22 protein-coding genes are annotated in these 25,372 nt (G+C 57.8%); 9 read left to right on the forward strand and 13 right to left on the reverse strand.

Annotated features, from left to right (window positions below; translation table 11 throughout):
- Nucleotides 1-44 precede the first annotated feature (44 nt).
- The 9 genes from envZ to EAE_RS05370 form a co-directional block, all read right to left on the reverse strand.
- The gene (gene envZ, locus EAE_RS05330; RefSeq protein ID WP_015369373.1) at nucleotides 45-1,406 is read right to left on the reverse strand and encodes a two-component system sensor histidine kinase EnvZ; all 1,362 of its coding nucleotides are present in this window, start codon (nucleotides 1,404-1,406) and stop codon (nucleotides 45-47) included.
- Nucleotides 1,403-2,122: an osmolarity response regulator transcription factor OmpR gene (gene ompR, locus EAE_RS05335; RefSeq protein ID WP_001157751.1), complete on the reverse strand. Its 720-nt coding sequence runs from the start codon at nucleotides 2,120-2,122 to the stop codon at nucleotides 1,403-1,405. The genes envZ and ompR overlap by 4 nt, the downstream gene beginning before the upstream one ends.
- Nucleotides 2,123-2,463: 341 nt before the next feature.
- Complete coding sequence (fucP, locus tag EAE_RS05340; protein ID WP_015703668.1) at nucleotides 2,464-3,687, reverse strand: L-fucose:H+ symporter permease; 1,224 nt, start codon at nucleotides 3,685-3,687, stop codon at nucleotides 2,464-2,466.
- A gap of 31 nt (nucleotides 3,688-3,718) precedes the next feature.
- Nucleotides 3,719-4,075, reverse strand: coding sequence for an L-rhamnose mutarotase (locus EAE_RS05345; protein WP_015369371.1), 357 nt, complete (start codon nucleotides 4,073-4,075; stop codon nucleotides 3,719-3,721).
- The gene (locus EAE_RS05350; RefSeq protein ID WP_015703669.1) at nucleotides 4,072-4,848 is read right to left on the reverse strand and encodes an L-fucose dehydrogenase; all 777 of its coding nucleotides are present in this window, start codon (nucleotides 4,846-4,848) and stop codon (nucleotides 4,072-4,074) included. The genes EAE_RS05345 and EAE_RS05350 overlap by 4 nt, the downstream gene beginning before the upstream one ends.
- The gene (locus EAE_RS05355) at nucleotides 4,832-5,683 is read right to left on the reverse strand and encodes an amidohydrolase family protein (protein ID WP_015703670.1); all 852 of its coding nucleotides are present in this window, start codon (nucleotides 5,681-5,683) and stop codon (nucleotides 4,832-4,834) included. The genes EAE_RS05350 and EAE_RS05355 overlap by 17 nt, the downstream gene beginning before the upstream one ends.
- Entirely contained in the window at nucleotides 5,670-6,965 is a 1,296-nt protein-coding gene (locus EAE_RS05360; RefSeq protein WP_015703671.1) for an L-fuconate dehydratase, read from the reverse strand. Before EAE_RS05360 ends, EAE_RS05355 begins: the two co-directional genes overlap by 14 nt.
- Nucleotides 6,962-7,813, reverse strand: a complete 852-nt coding sequence (locus tag EAE_RS05365) for a fumarylacetoacetate hydrolase family protein (protein ID WP_015703672.1) — start codon at nucleotides 7,811-7,813, stop codon at nucleotides 6,962-6,964. Before EAE_RS05365 ends, EAE_RS05360 begins: the two co-directional genes overlap by 4 nt.
- 35 nt (nucleotides 7,814-7,848) lie before the next feature.
- Entirely contained in the window at nucleotides 7,849-8,589 is a 741-nt protein-coding gene (locus EAE_RS05370; RefSeq protein WP_015703673.1) for an SDR family oxidoreductase, read from the reverse strand.
- 234 nt (nucleotides 8,590-8,823) lie between these two features.
- Here EAE_RS05370 and EAE_RS05375 point away from each other — a divergent pair, with 234 nt between their 5' ends.
- The 6 genes from EAE_RS05375 (at nucleotide 8,824) to feoC (ending at nucleotide 15,785) form a co-directional block, all read left to right on the forward strand.
- Nucleotides 8,824-9,582 (forward strand): FadR/GntR family transcriptional regulator, encoded by a 759-nt coding sequence (locus EAE_RS05375; RefSeq protein ID WP_047075569.1) that lies wholly within the window; start codon nucleotides 8,824-8,826, stop codon nucleotides 9,580-9,582.
- An 85-nt stretch (nucleotides 9,583-9,667) separates the two neighbouring features.
- Nucleotides 9,668-10,141, forward strand: a complete 474-nt coding sequence (greB, locus tag EAE_RS05380; RefSeq protein WP_015703675.1) for a transcription elongation factor GreB — start codon at nucleotides 9,668-9,670, stop codon at nucleotides 10,139-10,141.
- 100 nt (nucleotides 10,142-10,241) lie between these two features.
- Nucleotides 10,242-12,572: a Tex family protein gene (locus EAE_RS05385; RefSeq protein ID WP_015703676.1), complete on the forward strand. Its 2,331-nt coding sequence runs from the start codon at nucleotides 10,242-10,244 to the stop codon at nucleotides 12,570-12,572.
- Between the two features lie 388 nt (nucleotides 12,573-12,960).
- Nucleotides 12,961-13,188, forward strand: a complete 228-nt coding sequence (gene feoA / locus EAE_RS05390; protein WP_015703677.1) for a ferrous iron transporter A — start codon at nucleotides 12,961-12,963, stop codon at nucleotides 13,186-13,188.
- A 29-nt stretch (nucleotides 13,189-13,217) separates the two neighbouring features.
- The gene (feoB, locus tag EAE_RS05395) at nucleotides 13,218-15,536 is read left to right on the forward strand and encodes a Fe(2+) transporter permease subunit FeoB (RefSeq protein WP_015703678.1); all 2,319 of its coding nucleotides are present in this window, start codon (nucleotides 13,218-13,220) and stop codon (nucleotides 15,534-15,536) included.
- A 12-nt stretch (nucleotides 15,537-15,548) separates the two neighbouring features.
- Nucleotides 15,549-15,785: a [Fe-S]-dependent transcriptional repressor FeoC gene (gene feoC / locus EAE_RS05400; RefSeq protein ID WP_015703679.1), complete on the forward strand. Its 237-nt coding sequence runs from the start codon at nucleotides 15,549-15,551 to the stop codon at nucleotides 15,783-15,785.
- Between the two features lie 100 nt (nucleotides 15,786-15,885).
- Here the strand turns inward: feoC and EAE_RS05405 are convergent, their stop codons facing one another.
- Both EAE_RS05405 and bioH read right to left on the reverse strand, forming a co-directional pair.
- Nucleotides 15,886-16,155 carry a YdgH/BhsA/McbA-like domain containing protein gene (locus tag EAE_RS05405; RefSeq protein ID WP_015369359.1) on the reverse strand — a complete coding sequence of 90 codons (270 nt, stop codon included), beginning with the start codon at nucleotides 16,153-16,155 and terminating at the stop codon, nucleotides 15,886-15,888.
- Nucleotides 16,156-16,267: 112 nt separating this feature from the next.
- On the reverse strand, nucleotides 16,268-17,050 hold the full coding sequence (bioH, locus tag EAE_RS05410) for a pimeloyl-ACP methyl ester esterase BioH (protein ID WP_015703680.1): 783 nt from the start codon (nucleotides 17,048-17,050) through the stop codon (nucleotides 16,268-16,270).
- A 37-nt stretch (nucleotides 17,051-17,087) separates the two neighbouring features.
- Between bioH and gntX the strand changes: the two genes are divergently transcribed.
- From gntX to gntT, 3 genes are all read left to right on the forward strand, one after another.
- Nucleotides 17,088-17,762, forward strand: a complete 675-nt coding sequence (gene gntX, locus EAE_RS05415) for a DNA utilization protein GntX (RefSeq protein ID WP_015703681.1) — start codon at nucleotides 17,088-17,090, stop codon at nucleotides 17,760-17,762.
- Between the two features lie 58 nt (nucleotides 17,763-17,820).
- On the forward strand, nucleotides 17,821-18,396 hold the full coding sequence (nfuA, locus tag EAE_RS05420) for a Fe-S biogenesis protein NfuA (RefSeq protein ID WP_015369356.1): 576 nt from the start codon (nucleotides 17,821-17,823) through the stop codon (nucleotides 18,394-18,396).
- Between the two features lie 342 nt (nucleotides 18,397-18,738).
- Nucleotides 18,739-20,055: a gluconate transporter gene (gntT, locus tag EAE_RS05425; RefSeq protein WP_015369355.1), complete on the forward strand. Its 1,317-nt coding sequence runs from the start codon at nucleotides 18,739-18,741 to the stop codon at nucleotides 20,053-20,055.
- A 248-nt stretch (nucleotides 20,056-20,303) separates the two neighbouring features.
- Here gntT and malQ read toward each other — a convergent pair whose 3' ends face one another.
- Both malQ and malP read right to left on the reverse strand, forming a co-directional pair.
- On the reverse strand, nucleotides 20,304-22,379 hold the full coding sequence (malQ, locus tag EAE_RS05430; protein ID WP_015703682.1) for a 4-alpha-glucanotransferase: 2,076 nt from the start codon (nucleotides 22,377-22,379) through the stop codon (nucleotides 20,304-20,306).
- Nucleotides 22,380-22,389: 10 nt separating this feature from the next.
- Complete coding sequence (gene malP, locus EAE_RS05435; protein WP_015703683.1) at nucleotides 22,390-24,780, reverse strand: maltodextrin phosphorylase; 2,391 nt, start codon at nucleotides 24,778-24,780, stop codon at nucleotides 22,390-22,392.
- Nucleotides 24,781-25,372 lie beyond the last annotated feature (592 nt).

A 25,372-nucleotide genomic window follows, 5' to 3' on the forward strand; every position in this document is an offset into this window, starting at 1 on the left:
AACAAAGCCGGGCGATGCCCGGCTTTTTTATTTTTATACGCTAATCAACTCTCTTTCGCAGGCTTCGCCGGCGACAGCGCGCGATGCACCGGAATTGGTAGCCAGGCGCGGATCAGCAGGCCGCCGCGTTCGCTGGTGCCAATCTCCAGGCGACCGTTATGATTGTCGATAATACGCTGCACTATCGCCAGCCCCAGCCCGGTGCCGCTGGTGCTACGGGCGCTATCGCCGCGCACAAACGGCTGGAACAGATGTTCGCGCTGTTCCGGTTTAATTCCCGGGCCGTCATCTTCCACCTGGAACCAGGCGCGGCTGGCTTCGCTGCCGCTGCTGACTTTAATCCAGCCCTTACCGTAACGAGCGGCGTTCACAACCATATTGGCTAACGCGCGTTTAATCGATAGCGGATGCAGGCGCAGCGGAATTTCTCCGGCCTGCAGATCGGTGGCGATTTCCCGCTCGTAGCCGCTTTCGGCGGCGATCACTTCGCCTAAAACGGCATTGAGATCCGCAAGCTCCATCGGCATCTCCTGGCCGGTGCGCAGGTAATCAATAAACTGCTCGATGATGGCGTTGCACTCTTCGATATCTTTATTGATCGACTCGGCAAGATAGCCGTCCTGTTCGCCCATCATCTCCGTCGCCAGCCGGATCCGCGTCAACGGCGTGCGCAAATCGTGGCTGACCCCGGCCATCAGCAGCGTACGGTCATCCGCCAGCTGTTTGACCCCGGCGGCCATATGGTTGAAGGCGCGGGTCACCGAACGCACTTCCGACGCGCCGTATTCGCGTAGGGGCGGCGGAATAATCCCACGTCCGACCTGCAGCGCGGCGTGCTCCAGATCGACCAGCGGTCGGTTCTGGATACGGATGAATAGCCACGCGCCGCCAATGGCCAGCAGCATTATCGCCAGCGTATAACGGAATAGCGGCGAGAAATCGCCCTGATGGATTTCAGTCAGCGGTACCCGCACCCAGATATTCGGCGACAGCCAGGTCTTCAGCCACACCACCGGCGAGCTTTTGTTGACCTCAACCCGCACTTCGGTCGGCCCGCCAAGCTGGTGCGCCATCTGCTGGCTTAAGAATTCATAATGCTGCGCCCAGCGCAGCCCTGCGTCTTCCGCCGCCTCATTGGAATAGAGCGAAATCCCCAGCTCGCGGTAAATTTCGCGGCGAAACGCCGGCGGAACCACCAGTTGGGTGCCGTCTTCCAGCTGCAGTTTATCGGTCATCAGCATACGGACTTCGTATGCCAGCACCTTATTAAACTGCTGCAGACTCGGCAGGATCGCGAAATTCAGCACCACCAGATAGGTCGTCACCAGGCTGACGAACAGCAGGGTGACGATCAGTAACAGGGTGCGGGCAAATGAGCTTCGCGGCGAAAAACGCACGCGCTTCATGCCTTAGAACCGTCCGGCACGAAGACGTAGCCCAGTCCCCAAACGGTCTGGATGTAGCGCGGATGCGCCGGATCTTCTTCCACCATGCGACGCAGGCGGGAGATTTGTACGTCGATGGAACGCTCCATCGCCGAGTACTCGCGGCCGCGGGCAAGGTTCATCAGCTTATCGCGGGACAGCGGTTCACGCGGGTGGCTAACCAGCGCTTTTAATACCGCGAACTCACCGCTGGTGAGCGGCATCGGCTCATCTTCACGGAACATCTCGCGGGTGCCGAGGTTCAGTTTAAATTTGCCAAAAGCGATCACCGCTTCTTCTTGCGATGGCGCGCCCGGCAGCTCGTTCGCCTGGCGGCGCAGCACGGCGCGGATACGGGCCAGCAGTTCGCGCGGGTTAAACGGTTTAGGAATGTAGTCATCGGCGCCGATTTCCAGCCCCACGATACGGTCCACTTCTTCCCCTTTCGCCGTTACCATAATGATCGGCATCGGGTTGCTCTGGCTACGCAGACGGCGGCAGATAGATAAACCATCTTCGCCCGGCAGCATCAGATCCAGCACCATCAGGTGGAAGGATTCACGGGTCAGCAGGCGATCCATCTGTTCAGCGTTCGCCACGCTACGAACCTGGAAGCCCTGCTCGGTCAGATAACGTTCCAGCAGCGCGCGCAGGCGCATGTCGTCATCCACAACCAGAATCTTATAATTCTCTTGCATTGTTTGTACTCCCAAAGGTTCACTGCAATCGTTAGTGCGTATTCTTAAAAACCCACGCTAATACGACCAGCCAAATCTGGTATATATTCTAGTCGAAATTGTTACAAAGCATATTAAACAGCAATTTATACCCGTCATTCTTCAAGTTGCACGTGCGTTGGCTGCGTGCGCTCACCCCAGTCACATAGTTATCTATGCTCCTGGGGATTCACACACTTGCCGCCTTCCTGCAACTCGAATTATTTAGGGTAAACCCGTCATTCTGAGCAAAATTTACCACCGGCGCGACAAAAAAGAAAAAGGCGGAGGGTCTCCTCCGCCTTTTTAGCTAATTTTGCCGCTTACGCGCGTCGTTGGCTCATGCCGTACCACTGCACCACCAGGAAGCATAGCAGCGGCAACCCATAGGCCAGCGCGGTGCTGTAGCGGTCGGCCAGCGCCCCCATAAAGTAAGGCATAATCGCCCCGCCGACGATGGCCATAATCATAAACGAGCTGGCGCGTTTGGTATGGCTGCCCATATTTTTAACGCCCAGCGCGAAAATGGTCGGGAACATAATCGACATAAAAAAGAAGACCGCAATCAGCGCCACCACCGACACGCCGTCGATACTCATCATCACCAGACCGCAGAGCACGATATTGACCAACGAATACACCATCAGCAGCGTCGCCGCCTGCACCCGCCCCATCAGCCAGGTACTGAAGAAACGACCGACCATAAAGCTAATCATCGCAATCGACAGCAGATAGGAAGCGTGCTGGTTTGTCACGCCATGCCAGTGCTCGGTCGCATAGTTGATAAAGAACGCACCCACGCCGACCTGCGCGGCAACATAAAAGAACTGGGCGATAACCCCGCCGGTAAAGTGGCGATGCTGCCACAGCCCCTGCGCCGCTTCTTGCTGACTGCCCTCCTCTTCGCGAATATCCGGCATCGGCGTGCGGCGGAACAGCAGCGCGATGGACAGCACCAGCACGGCGATAGCGACATAGGTGATTTTTACCGAGCTCTGATCGCCGGTATTGCCCTGAGTAGCTGAAAAGAACAGCGTGCCGCCGATCAGCGGGCCAATAAATTGCCCCAGTCCGTTAAACGACTGCGCCAGATTCAACCGCCGCTCGGCGCCTTTACTATCGCCAAGTACCGTCGCATAAGGGTTCGCCGCGGTCTCAAGGCAACCTAATCCACAGGCAATCACAAACAGCGCGAACAGGAACAGCGCAAAGCTATTCACGCTCGCCGCCGGCACAAACAGCAGCGCGCCAAGCGCATACAGGCACAAGCCGACCAGGATCCCCGCTTTATAACCACGTTTATCCATAAAGTAGCCGGCGGGCAGCGCCACCAGGAAGTAGGCGCCAAAATAGGCCGCCTGCAGTAAACCGGACTGCGCTTTGGTGACGTGCAGGGTCTCCTGAAAATGTTTATTGAGAACATCGAGCAGGCCGTAAGAGAGCCCCCACATAAAGAACAGGCTGGTGACCAGCATAAATGCCCAGCGCAGATTAGGGGTCGCCCCGGCGCGGGACGCCAGCGGCTCCGCCGTTTTATTCACTAGCATGGTGAGATCCTCAGTAGAGTACAGAGTTGTTTTATTGATCCTGCAAAGAGAATATGCGCTCCATCGACACCCATTTTTCGCCTGCCGGCGTCCAGGGGGTGGGAACCTGGTATTGCCACATCAGCGCTTCCCAGCGCTGAATGACCGGGTGGTTCAGGCTGTGCTGAGCAAAGCGTTCGCCATCGAAATCCCCGGCGACCTCCATCACCATAAACAGCCGCGTGCCAAGCCGGTAAATCTCCATATCCAGCACGCCATGGGCGCGCAGATGCCCGGCGACTTCCGGCCAGATACGTTCATGCAGACGCTGGTATTCGGCAATTTTCTCTGCCGAATCGACCAAATCCAACGCCTGACACAGTCGCCGCCGCGCGGCGGTAACGCTCATGACAGCGCCCTATCGAGATGCAAATATCCGCCGTCCACCGATAACCACTGCCCGGTAGTGTGCGACGCGCGCGAGGAGATAAGAAACACCACGGTATTGGCGATCTCTTCCGGCGTGGTCATGCGTTTGCCCAACGGGATGCGTTGGTTAATCGCCGCCATCTGCCGCTGCGGGTCAGGGAAGGTATTTATCCAGCGCTGGTACTGCGGCGTCAGCACTTCTGCCGGCACCACCGCGTTGACCCGCACGCCGCTCTCGCGCAGCGATACCGCCCATTCACGGGTTAATGCCAGCACCGCCCCTTTCGCCGCGGTATAGCCGCTGGTGCCGCCCTGGCCGCTGAGCGCGGTTTTCGAGGCGATATTGACGATAGCCCCCCGCGCCGCCTCCAGCGCCTCACGGCACAGGTGGGCCATTTGGTAGTAGTGGATCAGGTTTTTCTCAAGCGATCCGAGAAACGCCTCACGCCCGGCCTCAAGCCCTACGCCATCGTTCACTCCGGCGTTATTCACCAGCGCATCAATGCGGCCAAAGCGCGCCAGCACCTGGCCTACCGCCCCGGCACATTCAGCCTCCTGGCACAGGTCGGCGATAATCAGCTCACTTTTCGGCGCGATTTGCTTCAGCCTATCCATAAACCCCTGCTCTGGCTGGGCATTAGTGACGATGAGCGGCACCGCCCCCTCTTCCGCCAGCAGTTGCGTCACGGCCGCACCGATCCCCGAGCCGCCGCCGGTGACGATAACCACTTTGCCTTTAAGAAATAGATCCACGCTTCGCCTCCGTTAAACCATAAACCCGACAGGCAGTGCCGCCCCAGATAGCTGACCGCTGCGTTTCCGTCAGCGGGGCCAGTGCCGTTTCGCACAGCTGGTAAACCTGGCGGTATTCCGCCGCCAGCAGGCATACCGGCCAGTCGGAACCAAACATCAGCCGCTGCGGGCCAAACAGCTCCAGCGCGGCGTCGAAGAAAGGCAGCAGTTGCTGCTCGGTCCAGCATCCACCCGCGGCCTCGGTCACCAGACCAGATAGCTTAAGCGCCACGTGCGGTAGCGCCGCCAGCGGCCGCGCCTGTTCAGCCCAGTAGGCCGCGCCGCGCGCGATATCCGGCTTGCCGAAATGGTCGAGTACCAGCCAGTGATCATCGTGGCGGGCGGCAAAGCGTGCCGCCGCCGCGAGATGACGATGGGTAACCAACAGATCCCAGCTATAGCCCTGGCGCTGCAACTGCTGCATTCCTCGCGAGACCGCCTCGCGCTCAAGCCACGCTGCCGGATCGGCTTCATCCTGCACCTGATGGCGCAACCCGCACAGCTGGTCGCGCCACTGCGTCAGCTTGTCCTCGAGATCCGCGGCGGTAATATCCAGCCAGCCCACTACGCCGCATACGCCAACCGCCTGAGAAACCTGCGCCACCAGCCAGGCGGTTTCGTTTTCATCATGACGCGCCTGCACCACCACCGCGCCATCGAGCCGGTGCTGCGCCAGCAGCGGCTGGAGCTGCGGAGGGTAAAAATCCCGGCGCAGTTGCGGCATGTCGTCATCAATCCACGGGTAATCCTGTGGCTGATAGCGCCAGTAGTGGTGGTGGGCGTCAATGCGCAACATGCACTTCTCCACGGTAGCGGTACTGCTCGATAGAAGCCTGATGCATTTCAATCGAGTAGCCCGGCGCCTGCGGCGGCATATAAGCTGCGCCGCGGATTTCGCAAGGGTGCAGGAAGTGCTCGTGCAGATGGTCGACAAACTCAATCACCCGCCCTTCATGGGTACCGGCGATGCACAGATAGTCAATCATCGACAGGTGCTGGACGTATTCGCACAGTCCGACGCCGCCGGCGTGCGGGCAAACCGGCAGGTTGTACTTCGCCGCCATCAGCATCACCGCCAGCACTTCGTTGACGCCGCCTAACCGGCAGGCATCGATCTGCACCACGTCAATCGCGCCGCGCATAATGAACTGTTTGAACATAATCCGGTTCTGGCACATCTCGCCGGTGGCGACCTTCACCGCGCCGATGTTTTCGCGGATCTTGCGGTGGCCTTCGATATCATCCGGGCTGGTCGGCTCTTCGATAAACCACGGGTTGGCGAAGGCCAACGCTTTGACCCATGGAATGGCGGCGTCCACTTCCCATACCTGGTTGGCGTCAATCATCAATTTCCGCTCGGGGCCAATCACTTCCCGGGCGATGCGCACGCGGCGGATGTCATCTTCAATGTCGCGCCCGACCTTCAGCTTGATATGCGAGAAACCGGCGTCCACCGCCTGCTGACAAAGGCGACGCAGTTTTTCATCACCGTATCCCAGCCAGCCCGCTGAGGTGGTGTAGCACGGATAACCCTGCGCCTGTAGCTGTTCGAGACGCTGGGCTTTGCCCTCCTCACGGCTTTCCAGCAGGCGCAGCGCCTCCTCCGGGGTAATGCAGTCGGTGATGTAGCGAAAATCGATACAGCGCACCAGCTCGGCCGGGCTCATATCGGCGACCAGTCGCCAGACCGGTTTGCCTTCGGCCTTCGCCCACAGATCCCACACCGCATTGACCACCGCGCCGGTCGCCAGGTGAATCGCCCCTTTGTCCGGGCCAATCCAGCGCAGCTGGCTATCGCTGGTAAAGCGCCGCCAGAAGGCGCCCATATCGGCGGCGATCGTCTCGAGTTGCTCGCCGACGATTAAATGCTCCAGCGCCTGAATCGCCGCGCAGCAAATTTCGTTGCCGCGGCCAATGGTGAAGGTCAACCCGTGACCGGTGAGCTTAGGATTGTCGGTTTCGAGGATCACGTAGGCGGCGGAGTAATCCGGGTCGGGATTCATCGCATCGGAGCCGTCCAACTGCTGCGAAGTGGGGAAACGAATATCCTCTACCCGCAGGGCGGTAATTTGCGTCATTGTTTGTCCTCCACGGTCAGCTGCTGCTGTTCGCCCAACCCTTCAATGCCCAAACGAATAGTCTGGCCGGCGCGTAAATAAACCGGCTGCGGTTTCTGGCCCATACCCACCCCCGGCGGCGTACCGGTGGAGATGACATCGCCCGGCTGCAGGCTCATAAAGCGGCTCAGGTAGCTGATGATATAGGGCACTTTGAAAATCATGGTGCGGGTGTTGCCGTCCTGATAGCGCTTGCCGTCGACCTCCAGCCACAGGTTAAGCGCGTTGGGATCGGGGATTTCATCGGCGGTGACCAGCCAGGGGCCGGTCGGCCCGAACGTGTCGCAGCCTTTGCCTTTATCCCAGGTGCCGCCGCGCTCGATTTGATACTCACGTTCGGAGACGTCATTAATCACGCAGTAGCCAGCAACGTGCTGCATGGCGTCGCGCTCGTCGATATAGCGCCCGCCTTTGCCAATCACTACCCCTAATTCGACTTCCCAGTCGGTCTTTTGCGAACCGCGCGGGATAATCACGTTGTCGTTAGGCCCGACCACCGCGCTGGTCCACTTGCTGAATACCACCGGCTCCTGCGGAATATCGGCGCCGGTCTCCGCGGCGTGATCGGCATAGTTCAGGCCGATGCAGATAAACTTACCGATACCGCCGACGCAGGCGCCAATACGCGGATTGCCTTCAACCAGCGGCAGGCTGTAGAGATCCAGCTGGCGCAGACGCGCCAGACTCTCCGGCAGCAGCGCGTCGCCGCGCAGATCGTTAATATATTGCGATAGGTCGCGCAAGCGGCCGTCGTTATCGAGTACGCCCGGACGCTCGCTGCCGGGATTGCCAAAACGAAGTAATTTCATGCGTTTTCCTGATAGTGAAATAAAGCGCCGCGCGGTTAGTTGCTCCAACCGCCGTCAATAATCTGCACCGTGCCGGTGGTGTAGGCGCTGGCGTCGGAAGCCAGGTACAGCGCCAGTTGGGCGATCTCTTCCGGCTTGCCGATGCGGCCAATGGGCTGGCGGGCGACAAACGCCTCATAAACCGCCTCTTCGCTCAGCCCCTGCTCGCGCGCCTGCTCGGCAATACGTCCGCGTAGGGAAGGTGAATCGACGGTACCCGGACAAATCGCATTACAACGAATGCCCTGGGTGACGAAATCCGCCGCTACCGAGCGGGTCAGGCCAATGACCGCCGCTTTACTGGCGCTGTAGGCGAAGCGGTTTGGTACTCCTTTCACGCTGGAAGCTACCGATGACATGTTGATAATCGAGCCGCCGCCGCGGGCGATCATCGCCGGCAAAAAGGCGCGAATCGTGTGGAACATGGCGGTGACGTTCAGATCGAGGGCGAACTGCCACTCCCGCTCGCTACATTCAAGAATGCTGCCGCTATGCACCACCCCGGCGCAGTTGAACAACACATCCAGCGGGCCCAGCGTTTCCGCGGCGGCGGCAATCGCATCCGCGCGGGTGACATCCAGCTGCAGCGGCTGTACGCCGGGGATATCGCTCAATCCGGCAATGTTGATATCGCTGGCAATCACTTCCGCGCCGGCGGCGGCAAATAGCCGCGCGCAGCTATTGCCAATCCCCTGCCCTGCGGCGGTAATCAGAACGCGTTTTCCGGTTAGTTCCATTTCTCTCCCCTGGTCTAAAGGACTAATGGTCAGGCCATTGGTGGTAGTCAAAGGCCTGACCTTTCGCATGACAAGTCAGGCATAACCCGCTATCGTGAAGCTTAGATGTTGCAAAAACGGCCACAAACGGCACATTGGTTAACCAATTAATTACACTCGACTAACAAACACTCAAGTGTGCTGGCCAATATTTGTGCGCTTTATCACTGTCTATCGCATGAGCAAAGGTGAAACATGCCGATTACCAGACTGGAAAACCCAAGGATTTACAGACAGATAGCAGACCAACTCAAGCGATTAATTGAGAACAACGAATTTCCGCCCGGCAGTCGTCTTCCGTCTGAGCGAGATTTAGCCCAGCAATTGAACGTCAGCCGCGCATCGGTACGCGAAGCGCTGATTGCGCTGGAGGTGATTGGCCTGGTGGACGTGCGCGTCGGCAACGGGGTAATCGTCAAATCGCAAACGCCGCTCGTCGCCACCAAAGAGCCAGTGATGGCGCAGGCCGGCCGCGACCAGTGGACGGAGATCGACGACGAACTCGACATAGACCTCGATTTTAACGCCGAACTACCGCCCTTTTCTCTGCTGCAGGCGCGCCTGTTAATCGAACCGGAAACCGCCGCGCTGGCGGCACGCCACGCCAGCCCCGAAGAGCTGGCCGCTATCCGCGAGGCCTTTGAGCAAAACTGTCGCGATAACCGTGCCGGTTCAACCACCCATCCCGGCGACCGCCTGTTCCATATCCGTATCGCTCAGGCCAGCGGCAACCCGGCGTACGCGTTTATCATCGGCCACCTGCTCGGCCACCGCTACGGCAGTATGTTCCGCATGCTGCAGCGCCATTACACCCCGGACGATATGCCGCATCGCTCGGAACAGGAGCATCGCGCGATCCTTGAAGCCATTGAGGCCCACGACGTACGTGCGGCAAAGAAAGCAATGAAAAATCATATTGATCAGGTGATTACCATTTTTACCCGCAGCCAGTAGCCGTGATTTCTGCGCCTGGCGCTTTACCTTGCCGAAACGGCTGGTTAAGGTACGGCGGGACGAGATTATTTTGGATGAACCACAGATGAAAACGCCGCTGATCACCCGTGAAGGGTATGAAAAACTGAAGCAAGAGATGGATTACTTGTGGCGTACAGAGCGCCCGGAAGTCACCAAGAAAGTGACCTGGGCGGCGAGTCTTGGCGACCGCAGTGAAAACGCCGATTATCAGTACAATAAAAAGCGCCTGCGCGAAATTGACCGCCGGGTGCGTTATCTCACCAAGTGTCTGGAAAATCTCAAAATCGTCGATTATTCCCCGCAGCAGGAAGGCAAAGTGTTCTTCGGCGCGTGGGTGGAGATCGAGAACGACGATGGCGATACCAAGCGCTTTCGCATTGTCGGCTACGATGAAATCTTCGGCCGCAAAGACTATATCTCCATCGATTCGCCAATGGCGCGCGCTTTACTGAAGAAAGAGGTGGGCGACCTGGCTATCGTTAACACTCCGGCTGGCGAAGCCAGCTGGTACGTCAATGAAATTGAATACGTGAAATAGCGCCGGAACATTCCGAGAGAACCCGGTCGCGGCTGGCATTTTAGCCTGGCAGCCCGTATAACTATCCCCTGATTTTTGACCCTAATGATGAATAAAACCGATGATGAATGATTCGCTCTGCCGCATTATTGCGGGTGAACTTCAGGCCAGAGCCGAACAGGTAGAAGCTGCCGTTCGCCTGCTTGATGAAGGGAACACCGTGCCGTTTATTGCACGTTATCGTAAGGAAGTCACCGGCGGTCTGGATGACACGCAGCTGCGTAATCTGGAAACTCGCCTCGGGTATCTGCGCGAACTGGAAGATCGCCGCCAGGCGATCCTCAAATCGATCGGCGAACAGGGCAAGCTCAGCGAAGCGCTGGAAAAAGCCATCAACGCCACCCTCAGCAAAACCGAGCTCGAAGATCTCTACCTGCCGTACAAACCCAAACGCCGCACCCGCGGGCAAATCGCCATTGAAGCCGGTCTCGAACCGCTGGCCGATCTGCTGTGGAATGAGCCTTCCCACGATCCGGAAACCGAAGCGGCAAACTATATCGATGCCGATAAAGGCGTGGCGGATAGCAAAGCCGCTCTCGACGGCGCGCGCTATATCCTGATGGAACGCTTCGCGGAAGACGCCGCCCTGCTGGCGAAAGTACGTGATTATCTGTGGAAAAACGCCCATCTGGTGGCCAGCGTCGTCAGCGGCAAGGAAGAAGAAGGCGCTAAATTCCGCGATTACTTCGACCACCATGAACCGATCGCTTCCGTGCCGTCGCACCGCGCGCTGGCGATGTTCCGCGGGCGCAATGAGGGCGTGCTGCAGCTGTCGCTCAACGCCGACCCGCAGTTTGATGAGCCACCGAAAGAGAGCCACTGCGAGCAGATCATTATCGATCATCTCGGCCTGCGCCTGAATAACGCCCCGGCGGACAGCTGGCGCAAAGGCGTCGTCAGCTGGACCTGGCGCATCAAGGTGCTGATGCACCTCGAAACCGAATTAATGGGCACCGTGCGCGAACGCGCGGAAGACGAAGCGATTAACGTATTCGCCCGTAATCTCCATGACCTGCTGATGGCCGCGCCTGCCGGCCTGCGCGCCACCATGGGACTTGACCCAGGCCTGCGTACCGGCGTCAAAGTGGCGGTAGTCGACGGCACCGGCAAACTGGTGGCCACCGATACCATCTACCCGCATACCGGCCAGGCGGCTAAAGCCGCCGTCGTCGTGGCGGCGCTGTGCGAAAAACATAACGTTGAGCTGGTGGCTATCGGCAACGGTACCGCTTCCCGCGAGACCGAGCGTTTCTTCCTCGACGTGCAAAAACAGTTCCCGAAAGTGACCGCCCAGAAGGTGATCGTCAGCGAAGCCGGCGCGTCGGTCTACTCGGCTTCCGAACTGGCGGCGCAAGAGTTCCCGGACCTCGATGTTTCCCTACGCGGCGCGGTCTCTATCGCCCGCCGTCTGCAGGATCCGCTGGCCGAGCTGGTGAAAATCGATCCGAAATCAATCGGCGTCGGCCAGTATCAGCATGACGTTAGCCAGACGCAGCTGGCGCGTAAGCTGGATGCGGTAGTAGAAGACTGCGTAAACGCCGTTGGCGTCGACCTTAACACCGCCTCGGTGGCGCTGTTGACCCGCGTCGCGGGCCTGACCCGTATGATGGCGCAGAATATCGTCGCCTGGCGCGACGAGAACGGCCAGTTCCACAACCGCCAGCAGTTGCTGAAGGTAAGCCGTCTGGGGCCAAAAGCCTTTGAACAGTGCGCCGGCTTCCTGCGCATTAACCACGGCGACAACCCGCTGGACGCCTCGACCGTTCACCCGGAAGCCTACCCGGTGGTCGAGCGTATTCTGGCCGCTACCCAGCAGGCGCTGAAAGATCTGATGGGCAACAGCAGCGAGCTGCGCAACCTGAAAGCCTCTGATTTTACCGATGATAAGTTCGGGGTGCCGACGGTATCCGATATCATCAAAGAGCTGGAAAAACCAGGCCGCGATCCGCGCCCTGAGTTTAAAACCGCCCAGTTCGCCGACGGCGTTGAGACGATGAACGACCTGCTGCCGGGGATGATTCTGGAAGGTGCGGTTACCAACGTTACCAACTTTGGTGCCTTCGTCGATATCGGCGTGCACCAGGATGGCCTGGTCCACATCTCTTCGCTGTCGAATAAGTTCGTTGAAGACCCGCATACCGTGGTCAAAGCGGGCGATATCGTCAAAGTGAAGGTGATGGAAGTGGACCTGCCGCGTAAACGCATCGCGTTAACGATGCGCCTCGATGAACAACCGGGCGACAGCAACGCGCGCCGCGGCGGCGGCAACGATCGCCCGCAGGGTAACCGCCCGGCGGCAAAAGCGGCGAAGCCGCGCGGTCGCGATGCTCAGCCAGCCGGCAACAGTGCGATGATGGATGCGCTGGCCGCCGCGATGGGCAAAAAACGCTAATCCTTCCCTGCCCCTCTCTACGAGGGGCAATTTTCCGCTTTTTAATGCCTGAGCCTCGATTAATATATTCCAGTAACCTTTTAATAAGTTCGAAATTTATAAAGTTTCATTCTGTTAACCAATGAAACCTTTATTAAACATTAAGTGAATAAATTAATTTTTGACTTATTTTTGGCTACAACAGGGTTCTTGCGTCATATCAAAAAATAAGCAAATACCCCGGAAAACCGCATTTATTATCCATGCCATGTATTGATGATACAAACCATTCTCATTATCATCGTTATTAGTTAAGTTTTATTCTTCTTCGTTGGCTATAGTCCCCAGCGCCGCTTTAATAGCCGCGCCTGGAAATTCTCTTTTCGGTTAGCGATAACAAGTAGGCCCTATGCAATTCACTCCTGATAGTGCGTGGAAAATCACCGGTTTTTCCCGCGATATTAGCCCGGCTTATCGGCAGAAACTGCTCTCCCTGGGAATGTTGCCCGGCTCTTCGTTTCATGTCGTGCGCGTGGCGCCGCTGGGCGATCCTATTCATATTGAGACCCGGCGCGTGAGCCTGGTATTACGTAAAAAAGACCTCGCGTTAATTGAACTGGAAGCGGTTGCGCAATAACACCTGACCCGGCACTAAGAGTCTGAAAAATGAAAAAATTAACCGTTGGTTTAATTGGTAATCCTAATTCCGGCAAAACAACGTTATTTAATCAGCTAACCGGCGCGCGCCAGCGGGTGGGTAACTGGGCGGGGGTCACCGTTGAGCGTAAAGAAGGCGCCTTCACCACCACCGACCACCAGGTTACTCTGGTTGACCTGCCGGGCACCTATTCGCTGACCACCATCTCCTCGCAAACATCGCTCGATGAACAAATTGCCTGTCACTATATTCTCAGCGGCGATGCCGACCTGCTGATTAACGTCATCGACGCCTCGAACCTGGAACGTAACCTCTATCTGACTTTGCAGCTGCTGGAGTTGGGTATTCCCTGCGTCGTCGCGCTAAACATGCTCGATATTGCCGAAAAACAGCAAATCCGCATCGACGTCGACGCGCTGGCGGCCCGTCTCGGCTGCCCGGTGATTCCGCTGGTCTCCACCCGCGGTCGCGGCATCGAAGCGCTGAAAATGGCGCTTGACCGCCATGAGCAAAATCAGCCGCTGGAACTGGTGCACTATCCGCAATCCCTGCAGCGCGAAGCCGATATGCTGGCGCAGGCGATGCCTGCTGATATGCCGCTGCGTCAGCGCCGCTGGCTGGGGCTGCAGATGCTGGAAGGCGATATTTATAGCCGCGCCTTTGCCGGCAACGCCGCCGACAAACTGGATCTGGCGCTGGCCAACCTGAGCGGCGAGATGGACGATCCGGCGCTGTATATCGCCGATGCCCGCTATCAAAGTATCGCCGCGGTATGCGATGCCGTCAGTAACACCCTGACCGCTGAGCCAAGCCGCTTCACCACGGCGATGGATAAAATTATCCTTAACCGCTTCCTCGGCTTACCGATCTTCCTGTTCGTGATGTACCTGATGTTCCTGCTGGCTATCAACATCGGCGGCGCCCTGCAGCCGATTTTCGACGCCGGCTCGGTGGCTATCTTCATTCACGGCATCCAGTGGCTGGGCTACACCCTGCACTTCCCGGACTGGCTGACCGTGTTCCTCGCGCAAGGGCTGGGCGGCGGTATCAACACCGTGCTGCCGCTGGTGCCGCAAATCGGCATGATGTACCTGTTCCTCTCTTTCCTTGAGGACTCCGGGTATATGGCGCGCGCGGCCTTCGTAATGGACCGCCTGATGCAGGCGTTAGGCCTGCCGGGGAAATCCTTCGTGCCGCTGATCGTCGGTTTCGGCTGTAACGTGCCTTCCGTTATGGGCGCCCGTACGCTGGATGCGCCGCGTGAACGCCTGATGACCATCATGATGGCGCCATTTATGTCCTGCGGCGCCCGACTGGCGATTTTCGCGGTCTTCGCCGCCGCCTTCTTCGGCCAGAACGGCGCGCTGGCGGTCTTCTCACTGTACGTGCTGGGCATCGTGATGGCGATTCTCACCGGCCTGATGCTCAAATACACCATTATGCGCGGCGAAGCCTCGCCGTTCGTGATGGAGCTGCCGGTGTATCACGTACCGCACATCAAGAGCCTGGTTATCCAGACCTGGCAGCGCCTGAAAGGCTTCGTCCTGCGCGCCGGTAAGGTGATTGTCATCGTCAGTATTTTCCTCAGCGCGCTGAACAGCTTCTCGCTCAGCGGCAAAGTGGTCGATAACATCAACGACTCGGCGCTGGCTTCGGTTAGTCGGGTGATTACCCCGGTGTTTAAGCCCATTGGCGTGCACGAAGATAACTGGCAGGCAACCGTCGGCCTGTTTACCGGCGCGATGGCGAAAGAAGTGGTGGTCGGTACGTTGAACACCCTCTACACCGCGGAAGATATCCAGAATGAAGAGTTTAATCCACAGGAGTTTAGCCTTGGCGATGAGCTGTTAGCCGCCGTCGATGAAACCTGGCAGGGGCTGAAAGACACCTTTAGCCTGAGCGTGCTGGCGAACCCGATTGAAGCAAGCAAAGGCGATGGCGAAATGGAAACCGGCGCCATGGGGGTGATGGGCAGTAAATTCGGCAGCGCCGCCGCCGCGTACAGCTACCTGATCTTCGTCCTGCTCTATATTCCATGCATTTCCGTGATGGGAGCAATTGCCCGCGAGTCCAGCCGCGGTTGGATGATGTTCTCGGTGTTGTGGGGGTTGAATATCGCCTACTCGCTATCGACGCTGTACTACCAGACCGTGAGCTTTAGCCAACACCCGCGCTACAGCCTGGTATGCATTCTGGCGGTAATTCTGTTTAACGTCGTGGTCTTTGGCCTGTTGCGTCGGGCGCGTAGCCGGGTGGATGTTTCCCTGCTGGCGACGCGTAAAACCCCAACGTCCTGCTGCCAGAGCCCAGCCGGCGACTGCCACTAAGGAGCAATCATCATGGCATCGTTAATTGACGTTCGCGATATGCTGGCCCTGCAGGGGCGCATGGAAGCCGCTCAGCTGAGCGCCCGCCTGCATACGCCACGGCCGCTGATCGACGCCATGTTAAGCCGCCTGGAAGCGATGGGAAAAGTGGTCAAGATGACCGAAGATGCCGATGGCTGCCTTTCCGGCAGCTGTAAAAGTTGCCCGGAAGGGAAAGCCTGTCTGCGGGAGTGGTGGTCTTTGCGCTGAATAAGACATCCCGGATGGCGGCGCGTTGCGCCTTGTCCGGGCTATCTGCGGTGCGATTTGCTAGCCCTGCCAGGCGCAGCGCTGGCAGGGAAAATCAGGCTTACTTATACACGTCGGCGTTCGCGTGAACCGTCTTCTCGTTCTTCTCGCCGGCAATCACTACGAAGTACTTACCACCCAACTCATCCGCTTTCTTCGACAGATCGCGCTTCGCGTCCATCGGCGACGTGGTACGGGAAGTCGTGATGCTACCGACCTTGGTCAGATTCATCTTCGCGACTTCATCTTTTTGAATCTCTTTCGCCGCGAACGCGCCAAAAGAGAGGGAGCCTATCACCAGAGATGCAACAATACCTGTAACAAGTTTCATAGCCTTTACTCTCCATAAGGTTGTTATTTTTAGTTTGCGGCGGCAAAAACGAAATAATCAACCACCGCAACAACCTAAGTATTGCCCGATCCTGATGATTTACCACGCGGCGCTAAAAATAATTATTCAGCCGGTTTTTCAGCGCGATGAGAGGCTCACAGAATGCCTGGGGATGCGAAATAAACGGCGCATGGGCCGCCTTTTCGAAGACAACAGACTCACTTTGCGGCCACAGCTCATCCAACAGAGGAACGATTTTACGCGGCACCAGCCCATCCAGTCGGCCATAGAGGCGCAAAAACGGCATGGTTAGCGCGGCGAGCGGTTGACGCAAATCGGCGGTTTTGAGGATTTCCAGCCCGCCGTTGAGAACCTCGACAGGCGGCATCGGCAGCGACAGAACGGTGCTTTTCAGCGCCCGGGCGTCCTGGCGCGCGCTTTCGGTGCCCATGGTTTGCAGGGCGAGAAAACGCTCGACGGTACGCTGGAAATCTTCACTCAGCTGTTGCTGGAAGCCGCTCAGCACTTCCGGTTTAATCCCCGGCCACTGGTCGCGCGCGCCAAAACACGGCGAAGAAGCGACGGTCACCAGCGCCTGCACGCGTTGCGGGTGCTGCAGCGCCACCAGGCTCGCTACCAGCCCGCCCAGGCTCCAGCCAAGCCAGATAGCCTGCTCCGGCGCTTTTGCAACGACCTGCTGCGCCATCTCTTCAAGCGTTAAGGCGCCAAAACCACCGCTGCGGCCATAGCCCGGTAGATCCACCAGGTGAAGGGTAAAATGCGTAGCCAGTTCCGACGTAATGCAATCCCATACATTGGCATTCAGCCCCCAGCCGTGCAGCAGCACAAGATGACAATTTCCTTCGCCCATGGTTTGCCACCAGATGTCATTCATCAGTTACTGTTCTCTTTCCATCACTATGAGGGGAATTATGCTAACAGCACACAGCTTATGCTGGCTATGCCAATTGCCGCTGGCCATGGCTCACTGGGGGATGTGCTCGCGCTGCACCGCCTCGCTGCTCGTCACGCCATCGCTCTGCCCGCAGTGCGGTTTACCGGCATTGGCGCCCGCCTTGCCCTGTGGACGCTGCCTGCAAAAACCACCGCCCTGGCAGCGGCTGGTGACGGTGAATAGCTATGCCCCACCGCTAAGCGGGCTGGTACACCAGTTTAAGTTTGCCCGTCATCCGGAACTCGCGGCGGCGCTGGCGCGACTGCTTCTTTTACGCCTGCGCCTTAATTGCGGGCTGCCGCCAGTGGATCGGATTGTCAGCGTGCCGCTTTGGCAGCGCCGTCATTGGCGTCGGGGATTTAACCAAAGCGAGGCGCTATGTCGCCCGCTGGCGCGCTGGATGGGCTGCGCCTGGCGCGGCGATGCGCTGACGCGAAGCCGGCGTACCGCAACGCAACATCAGTTAAGCGCCAGATTACGTAAGCAGAACCTGAAAAATGCTTTCCAGGTTGAATTATCCGTTCGGGGCCTCCATATCGCCATTGTGGATGATGTCGTCACAACCGGAAGCACCGTCGCCGAGATTTCCCGCCTGCTTTTGCGAAACGGCGCCGCGACGGTTCAGGTATGGTGTTTGTGCCGTACCTTGTAGACCCCCGCTGATGGGCGTATTATAACCCAGTAAAATAGTCAACTATTAGGCCAACGCTATGATCCGTATTTCCGATGCTGCACAAGCGCACTTTGCCAAACTGCTGGCAAATCAGGAAGAAGGGACGCAAATTCGCGTATTTGTGATTAATCCCGGCACCCCAAACGCTGAGTGCGGCGTATCCTATTGCCCACCGGATGCGGTGGAAGACACCGACACGGCGCTGAAATTTGAACAGCTGACCGCGTATGTTGATGAACTCAGCGCACCTTATCTGGAAGATGCTGAAATCGACTTCGTCACTGACCAGCTCGGTTCCCAGCTGACGCTGAAAGCGCCTAACGCCAAAATGCGTAAGGTTTCCGACGATGCCCCGCTGATGGAGCGCGTGGAGTACCTGCTGCAGTCGCAGATCAACCCACAGCTGGCCGGTCACGGCGGTCGCGTTTCGCTGATGGAAATCACCGAAGACGGTCTGGCTATCCTGCAGTTCGGCGGCGGTTGCAACGGCTGCTCAATGGTCGATGTGACCCTGAAAGAAGGGATCGAAAAGCAGCTGCTGAACGAATTCCCGGAGCTGAAAGGTGTGCGCGATCTGACCGAACACCAGCGCGGCGAGCACTCCTACTACTAAGCTTCCTCCTCTCGCCCGGCAACAATCCGTTTGCCGGGCGACTTCTCCCTTCAGCATGTTACCGCACAACATTTCTGACTAGCCATCACGGCAAAAACCCGGCAGAGAGTATGACTTAAGTCTCATATTTAAAATTTACCCCGCGCAGGGCATTCTCAAAGCTCACATGTTACCCGTATCATCCACAGCAAGCACCACCGACAAAAAATAGCCAGCTATCCTTTCTCTGGGTCAGGAATAAGCCAGCTTTACGGTGCAAGACATCCTTGTTCCTCTGCGGAACGGATACTGTAGATGTTCAGACTTTAACGTTACCCATAACAAGTTAAGGCCAGGTAAATCATGCCATTAGTCATCGTAGCTATCGGGGTTGCCCTGTTATTGTTGCTGATGATCCGTTTCAAAATGAACGGCTTCATCGCTCTGGTTCTGGTGGCGCTCGCCGTCGGATTAATGCAGGGTATGCCTCTGGATAAAGTCATCGTATCCATCAAAAACGGCGTCGGGGGCACGCTCGGCAGCCTCGCACTGATCATGGGCTTCGGCGCTATGCTCGGTAAAATGCTGGCGGACTGCGGCGGCGCGCAGCGTATCGCCACTACCCTGATTGATAAATTCGGTAAAAAACATATTCAATGGGCCGTTGTACTGACCGGTTTCACCGTCGGTTTCGCCCTGTTCTATGAAGTCGGTTTCGTGCTGATGCTGCCGCTGGTCTTTACCATCGCCGCTTCCGCGCGTATCCCGCTGCTGTACGTTGGCGTACCGATGGCCGCGGCGCTCTCCGTCACCCACGGTTTCCTGCCGCCGCACCCGGGCCCGACCGCTATCGCGACAATTTTCCACGCCGATATGGGCAAAACGCTGCTCTACGGGACAATTCTGGCTATCCCGACGGTTATTCTCGCCGGCCCGGTTTTCGCCCGTTTCCTGAAAGGTATTGATAAACCGATCCCGGAAGGCCTGCACAACCCGAAAACCTTCACTGAAGAAGAGATGCCGGGCTTTGGCGTCAGCGTCTGGACCTCTCTGGTACCGGTGATCCTGATGGCGATGCGCGCCGTCGCCGAGATGGTTCTGCCGAAGGGCCACGCCTTCCTGCCCGTTGCCGAGTTCTTCGGCGACCCGGTGATGGCGACCCTGATTGCGGTGCTGATCGCGCTGTTCACTTTCGGCCTCAATCGCGGCCGTTCCATGGAGCAGATCAACGATACGCTGACCTCCTCTATCAAAATCATCGCCATGATGCTGTTGATCATCGGCGGCGGCGGCGCCTTCAAGCAGGTGCTGGTGGATAGCGGCATGGATAAGTACATCGCTTCTATCATGCACGAATCCAATATGTCACCGCTGTTTATGGCGTGGTCTATCGCTGCGGTGCTGCGTATTGCGCTGGGCTCAGCTACCGTTGCCGCTATCACTGCAGGTGGTATCGCCGCGCCGCTGATTGCCACCACCGGCGTTAGCCCGGAGTTGATGGTCATCGCCGTGGGTTCCGGTAGCGTTATCTTCTCCCACGTGAACGACCCAGGTTTCTGGCTGTTCAAAGAGTATTTCAACCTGACCATTGGCGAGACCATCAAGTCCTGGTCGGTACTGGAAACCATCATTTCCGTGTGCGGCCTGGTTGGTTGTCTGCTGCTGGGGATGGTGGTGTAACCTTCGTTCCCTGAGATAAAAAAGGCCGGGTGCGCATCATGCGCCCCGGCCTTTTTGTTCTTCGTTTCCCGGATAGCGGCGCAAAGCGCCTTATCCGGGCTACCCGCGGTGCCGTTTTTGTCGGGTGGCGCTGCGCTTACCCGACCTACGGTCCTGGGGATGGTGGTGTAATCCTCGTTCCTTTTTTGTTCTTCGGCTCTCAACCGTAGCCCCGGTAAGCGCAGCGCCACCGGGGAATTCTCGCTGGATTAACGGGCTTTGCGGCGCTTATCCAGATCTTTAATCAGCTTATTCACCTGCGCATCGGCAAACATCTGCTCGAGCGTCACGCTAAGCTTACGCCGCCAGTTGGGATACTCGGTACTGGTGCCCGGGATGTTGACTGGCGAAGCCATCTCCAGCCAATCTTCCGGCTGCAGCCCAAGCAGGGCGCTGTTACTGTCGGCGATGTAGCGCTGCATCCCGCGATTGAGCGTTGAGGTCATCGCCATCAGCGAGGCTTTATGTCCGGCGCGCTTCGGCAAACAGCCGTGCCGATGGAGCGCATCCAGCAACCCCTGCTTTGCTTGTTCGCGATCGGCATATAAGCCGCGCAGCACCACTTCATCCGGATACAGACCCAGCGTCTTCCCGAGCGTCAAATCACCCCTCTCCCAATAGCCGCGCAGCGTCGGGAGATCGTGGGTCGTTGCGACCGCCATCGACTGCTGTGGATAAGCCTTCGGCGCGCGGAACGTTTTATCAGGGCCATTTTCGAAATAGAGCACTTTATACGAGTAAACGCCGCTTTTGCGCAGCTTGCCGACGATTTCAACCGGTACGGTACCGAGGTCTTCGCCAATGACCATGCAGCGGTGCCGCTGGCTCTCCAGCGCCAGGATCGCCAGCAGGTCATCCACGGGATACTGCACATAGGCGCCATGGTCGGCGGTTTCGCCATACGGTATCCACCATAAACGCAGCACCGACATCACGTGGTCAATACGCAATGCGCCGCAGTTTTGCATATTCGCTCGTAGCAGTTCGATAAACGGCTCGTAGGCGCGGGCAACCATTACATGCGGATCCATCGGCGGCAGGCCCCAGTTCTGTCCCAGCGGGCCGAGGATATCCGGCGGCGCGCCGACGGAAGCCTTGAGGCAATACAGCTCGCGATCGCACCACGTCTCCGATCCGCCTTCGGCGACGCCGACCGCCAGATCGCGATACAGGCCAATCGGCATCCCGTCCCGCTGGCTGGTGTGCCAACAGGCGGCGAACTGCGTATATGCCAGCCACTGCAGCCATAGATAAAAGCTCACCTCATCGGCATGCTCCGCACAGAAGGTTTTCACCTGCGGGCTGCTCGTGCTCTGATACGCTTCCGGCCATGCCGGCCAGCCCCAGCGCATCGGATCCTGACGGCTTTGCCAGGCATGCAGCGCATCAAACGCCGCCTGCCAGTAGAGACTTTCGCCCTCGCGCAGCACGAACTGACGGAACTCCGCCATTTGCTCATCTTCACGCGTAGAAAACTCGGCCCACGCCAGACGCAGCGCGGTCAACTTCAGCGCGGTGACAGCGGTATAGTCGACATCAGCGGTCTGCCGCGCGGCCTGCAAGGCCTGCTGGGTTTCCGCAAGCTGCCACCATGCCTGCGCGGCAGGGCTACGCTGGAAATCCTCCACCGCGTTGACGTCGATATAGATGACGTTAAGCCAGCGGCGCGAGGACGGACTGTACGGACTGGCGCTCTCCGGGTTCGCCGGATAGAGCGCGTGAATCGGGTTGAGGCCGATAAACGCGCCGCCGCGACGGGCGATTTCCGGCAGCATGGCGCGTAGATCGCCGAAGTCGCCAATGCCCCAGTTGTCCTCAGAACGCAGGGTGTAGAGCTGGACGCAGGCGCCCCATAGCTTTTTGCCCTCTTTGAGCGCCTGCGGTTCGTAGCAGCGCGCCGGGGCGACGATCGCCCGGCAGTGCCAGCGTTCGCCGTCCCGCGTGAGGGTCAGGGTGTGATAGCCCGTCGGCAATCGCCCAGGCAAAGCGAGCGTTTCGCCGCCGCGCGTCTCACCCTGATACTGCTTACCTTCTTCGGTCGTCAGCAGCCAGTGAAACGCGCCGCTTCCCGCTACCGGCAACTGCATTTTTTTACCGTGGGTAAAAACCTTGACGCTGGGCAGCGGTTCTACTGCCGCTTTCGCGGCAGTAGACGTACGATGCATAGCATCCAGCAAACGTTGTTTGGTGGCCGCCGCGATCGACTGCGGCTGGCCGTGCGCGTTGATATAGCTGGGGCTGATCCCCGCCGCCAGCGCGGCATTATCAAGGCGTTTATTCTCCATAGGCCTGTCCTTAGCGTTTTGCCTGCCAGATACGTTGCTGATAATCACGAATAGAGCGGTCGGAGCTGAACATGCCGCAGCGCGCGGTGTTGAGGATCGCCGCACGGGTCCAGGCTTCCTGGTCGCGATACAGTTCGTCTACCTGCTTCTGCGCCGCGACGTAAGCGCTAAAGTCAGCCAGCACCAGGTAAGGATCGCCGCCTTGCAGCAGGCTATGCAGCATCTGATCAAAGGCGTGTTTGTCGCCGCCGCTATATTTACCGCTTTCCAGCTCTTTCAGCACCGCGTCCAGCAGCTTATCTTTTTTGCGCCATTTCAGCGGATCGTAGCCTTTCGCCTTCAACGCCTTAACTTCTTCCACGGTATGGCCGAAGATAAAGATATTGTCCTCGCCAACCTGCTCAGCGATTTCAACGTTGGCGCCGTCAAGAGTGCCGACGGTCAACGCGCCGTTCAGCGCCAGCTTCATGTTGCCGGTACCGGAGGCCTCTTTACCCGCCGTGGAAATCTGCTCGGAGACGTCAGCCGCCGGGATCAGCATTTCCGCCGCCGATACGCAGTAATCCGGCAGGAAGACCACTTTCAGCTTATCGCCCACCAGCGGATCGTTATTGATCGCCTCGGCCACTTTGTTGATCGCCAGAATAATATTCTTCGCCAGGTAGTAGCCCGGCGCGGCTTTAGCGCCAAACAGGAAGACGCGCGGTACACGGTCGGCCTGCGGGTTTTCGCGGATCTCTTTATACTGCGCCAGAATATTCAGCAGGTTGAGATGCTGGCGTTTGTATTCGTGCAGGCGCTTAATCTGGATATCGAAAATCGCCTGCGGGTTGATGTCGATACCGGTACGCCGCTTCACGAACTCAGCGAGACGCACTTTATTCGCCTGCTTAATGTCACGATAAACCTGACGGAATTTGGCATCGTCGGCGTACTTCTCCAGCTTGATCAGCTGGTCGAGATCGTTGGCCCACTCTTTCTTCAGCGTCTTATCAAGCAGGGCAGCCAGCGCCGGATTACACTGTTTAATCCAGCGACGCGGCGTAATGCCGTTGGTCACGTTATGGAATTTGTTCGGCCACAGCTGGTGATATTCCGGGAACAGATCCTTCACCACCAAATCGGAGTGCAGCGCCGCGACGCCGTTCACCGCAAAGCCGCTCACCACGCACATGTTGGCCATGCGAACCTGTTTATCATGGACCACCGCCAGCTTCGCCCACACCTGCTTATCGCCCGGCCAGGTTTTCTCCACCAGCAGTTTAAATCTGTCGTTAATCTCTTTGATTATCTGCATGTGGCGCGGCAGCAGCGCCTTGACCAGCTTCTCATCCCAGCACTCCAGCGCTTCCGGCATCAGAGTATGGTTGGTGTAAGCGAAGGTTTTGCTGGTGATGGCCCACGCATCGTCCCAGCTCATCTGGTGCTCATCAAGCAGCACGCGCAGCAGCTCCGGGATGGCGATGGTCGGGTGGGTGTCGTTCAACTGGATCACTTCATAATCCGCCAGCTCATGCAGCTTGCGGCCAGCCAGATGGTGACGACGCAGAATATCGGCCACCGAGCAGGCGCACTGGAAGTACTGCTGCATCAGGCGCAGTTTTTTCCCCGCCAGATGGTTGTCATTCGGATACAGCACCTTGGTCAATTTTTCGGCGTCGATACCTTGCTGCTCCGCGCGCAGGAAATCGCCGTCGTTGAATTTGGTCAGGTTGAACGGATGGGCATGTTTTGCCTGCCACAGACGCAGCGGCTGCGCGACGTTATTGCGATAGCCAAGCACCGGCAGATCCCAGGCTTCGCCGGTAATCACGAAAGCCGGTTGCCATTCGCCGCTTTTGCTGACTTTACCGCCGATGCCCACCTGCACATCCAGCGCTTCGTTGTGGCGGAACCACGGATAGCTGCCGCGTCCCCAATCATCCGGCGCTTCCATCTGCTGACCGTCAGCGAAGGATTGACGGAACAGACCGTACTGGTAGTTCAGGCCGTAACCGGTTGCCGACTGGCCGACGGTGGCCATAGAATCCAGGAAGCAGGCCGCCAGACGGCCCAGGCCGCCGTTGCCCAGCGCCGGATCGGTCTCTTCTTCCAGCAGGTCGGTCAACTGGATGTCGTACGCCTTCAGCGTCTCGCTCACTCCTTCATACCAGCCCAGGTTGAGCAGGTTATTACCGGTCAGGCGACCGATCAGGAACTCCATCGAAATGTAGTTAACGTGGCGCTGTCCTTTAACGGTTTCCGCCGCCGGTTGCGCCGCCAAAAGCTCCGCCAGCGCGCCGCTGACCGCACGCCACCACTGGCGTTGGGTCATCTCTGCGGCTGACGATAAACCGAAACGCTGCCACTGACGCGTCAGTGCAGCCTGAAACTGAGCCTGGTTAAAAGAAGTCTGTGACATAAGAAATCCTGGTCCTTTACTAAAACGTTAGCCTTAGTGTGCCGACCTCCCGAGGCCGCTGCCTCCTCCCGAGGGGGATTAGACAGGGAGGAGTAGCGGGGATGAGCGAAAATTGTGATCGCGGCCACTTTAACGTTAGCTCGTCGACGGGAATTCGCCGCCCTATTGCGCGTGTAGAACAATAATTTCGCCAGCGCAACGAACGGCAAATTTGTTACAGCGCAATTCATAGCGCAAAGCAAAATTCGCACAGGCCATTATCGTGAAATAAAAAATAAACTACTGACAGAATAAAAAGATGCCATGACAAAAATACGTGAAATAGATTAAACCTAAGAATCCACTGACGATAATTTAATAAAAACAATCAACTACAAAAAATGCCGGGTAAAGTAATTTCGTCCCGGACGAAACCGTCGTAAACCGAGGCATGACGCGTTCTGGTACCGGTTTAAAGCTAATTAAAAACCGAAGCGAGAAATTGTGACCGAGAGCAAATTCAAGAGCATCAATTTTGGACATAACTTGCAATAACTTTCATTATCGCCGACCTTAGGAGTCATTAATTACGAAGCGCAAAAAAAATCCCCAT

Source organism: Klebsiella aerogenes KCTC 2190 (genome assembly GCF_000215745.1).
GTDB lineage: Bacteria > Pseudomonadota > Gammaproteobacteria > Enterobacterales > Enterobacteriaceae > Klebsiella > Klebsiella aerogenes.

Bases quoted from the DNA above. Each gene is read 5' to 3' on its own strand.
- envZ (WP_015369373.1), bottom strand. From the start codon at position 1,406: ATGAAGCGCGTGCGTTTTTCGCCGCGAAGCTCATTTGCCCGCACCCTG.
- ompR (WP_001157751.1), bottom strand. From the start codon at position 2,122: ATGCAAGAGAATTATAAGATTCTGGTTGTGGATGACGACATGCGCCTG.
- fucP (WP_015703668.1), bottom strand. From the start codon at position 3,687: ATGCTAGTGAATAAAACGGCGGAGCCGCTGGCGTCCCGCGCCGGGGCG.
- EAE_RS05345 (WP_015369371.1), bottom strand. From the start codon at position 4,075: ATGAGCGTTACCGCCGCGCGGCGGCGACTGTGTCAGGCGTTGGATTTG.
- EAE_RS05355 (WP_015703670.1), bottom strand. From the start codon at position 5,683: ATGTTGCGCATTGACGCCCACCACCACTACTGGCGCTATCAGCCACAG.
- EAE_RS05360 (WP_015703671.1), bottom strand. From the start codon at position 6,965: ATGACGCAAATTACCGCCCTGCGGGTAGAGGATATTCGTTTCCCCACT.
- EAE_RS05365 (WP_015703672.1), bottom strand. From the start codon at position 7,813: ATGAAATTACTTCGTTTTGGCAATCCCGGCAGCGAGCGTCCGGGCGTA.
- EAE_RS05370 (WP_015703673.1), bottom strand. From the start codon at position 8,589: ATGGAACTAACCGGAAAACGCGTTCTGATTACCGCCGCAGGGCAGGGG.
- EAE_RS05375 (WP_047075569.1), top strand. From the start codon at position 8,824: ATGCCGATTACCAGACTGGAAAACCCAAGGATTTACAGACAGATAGCA.
- greB (WP_015703675.1), top strand. From the start codon at position 9,668: ATGAAAACGCCGCTGATCACCCGTGAAGGGTATGAAAAACTGAAGCAA.
- EAE_RS05385 (WP_015703676.1), top strand. From the start codon at position 10,242: ATGATGAATGATTCGCTCTGCCGCATTATTGCGGGTGAACTTCAGGCC.
- feoA (WP_015703677.1), top strand. From the start codon at position 12,961: ATGCAATTCACTCCTGATAGTGCGTGGAAAATCACCGGTTTTTCCCGC.
- feoB (WP_015703678.1), top strand. From the start codon at position 13,218: ATGAAAAAATTAACCGTTGGTTTAATTGGTAATCCTAATTCCGGCAAA.
- feoC (WP_015703679.1), top strand. From the start codon at position 15,549: ATGGCATCGTTAATTGACGTTCGCGATATGCTGGCCCTGCAGGGGCGC.
- EAE_RS05405 (WP_015369359.1), bottom strand. From the start codon at position 16,155: ATGAAACTTGTTACAGGTATTGTTGCATCTCTGGTGATAGGCTCCCTC.
- bioH (WP_015703680.1), bottom strand. From the start codon at position 17,050: ATGAATGACATCTGGTGGCAAACCATGGGCGAAGGAAATTGTCATCTT.
- gntX (WP_015703681.1), top strand. From the start codon at position 17,088: ATGCTAACAGCACACAGCTTATGCTGGCTATGCCAATTGCCGCTGGCC.
- nfuA (WP_015369356.1), top strand. From the start codon at position 17,821: ATGATCCGTATTTCCGATGCTGCACAAGCGCACTTTGCCAAACTGCTG.
- gntT (WP_015369355.1), top strand. From the start codon at position 18,739: ATGCCATTAGTCATCGTAGCTATCGGGGTTGCCCTGTTATTGTTGCTG.
- malQ (WP_015703682.1), bottom strand. From the start codon at position 22,379: ATGGAGAATAAACGCCTTGATAATGCCGCGCTGGCGGCGGGGATCAGC.
- malP (WP_015703683.1), bottom strand. From the start codon at position 24,780: ATGTCACAGACTTCTTTTAACCAGGCTCAGTTTCAGGCTGCACTGACG.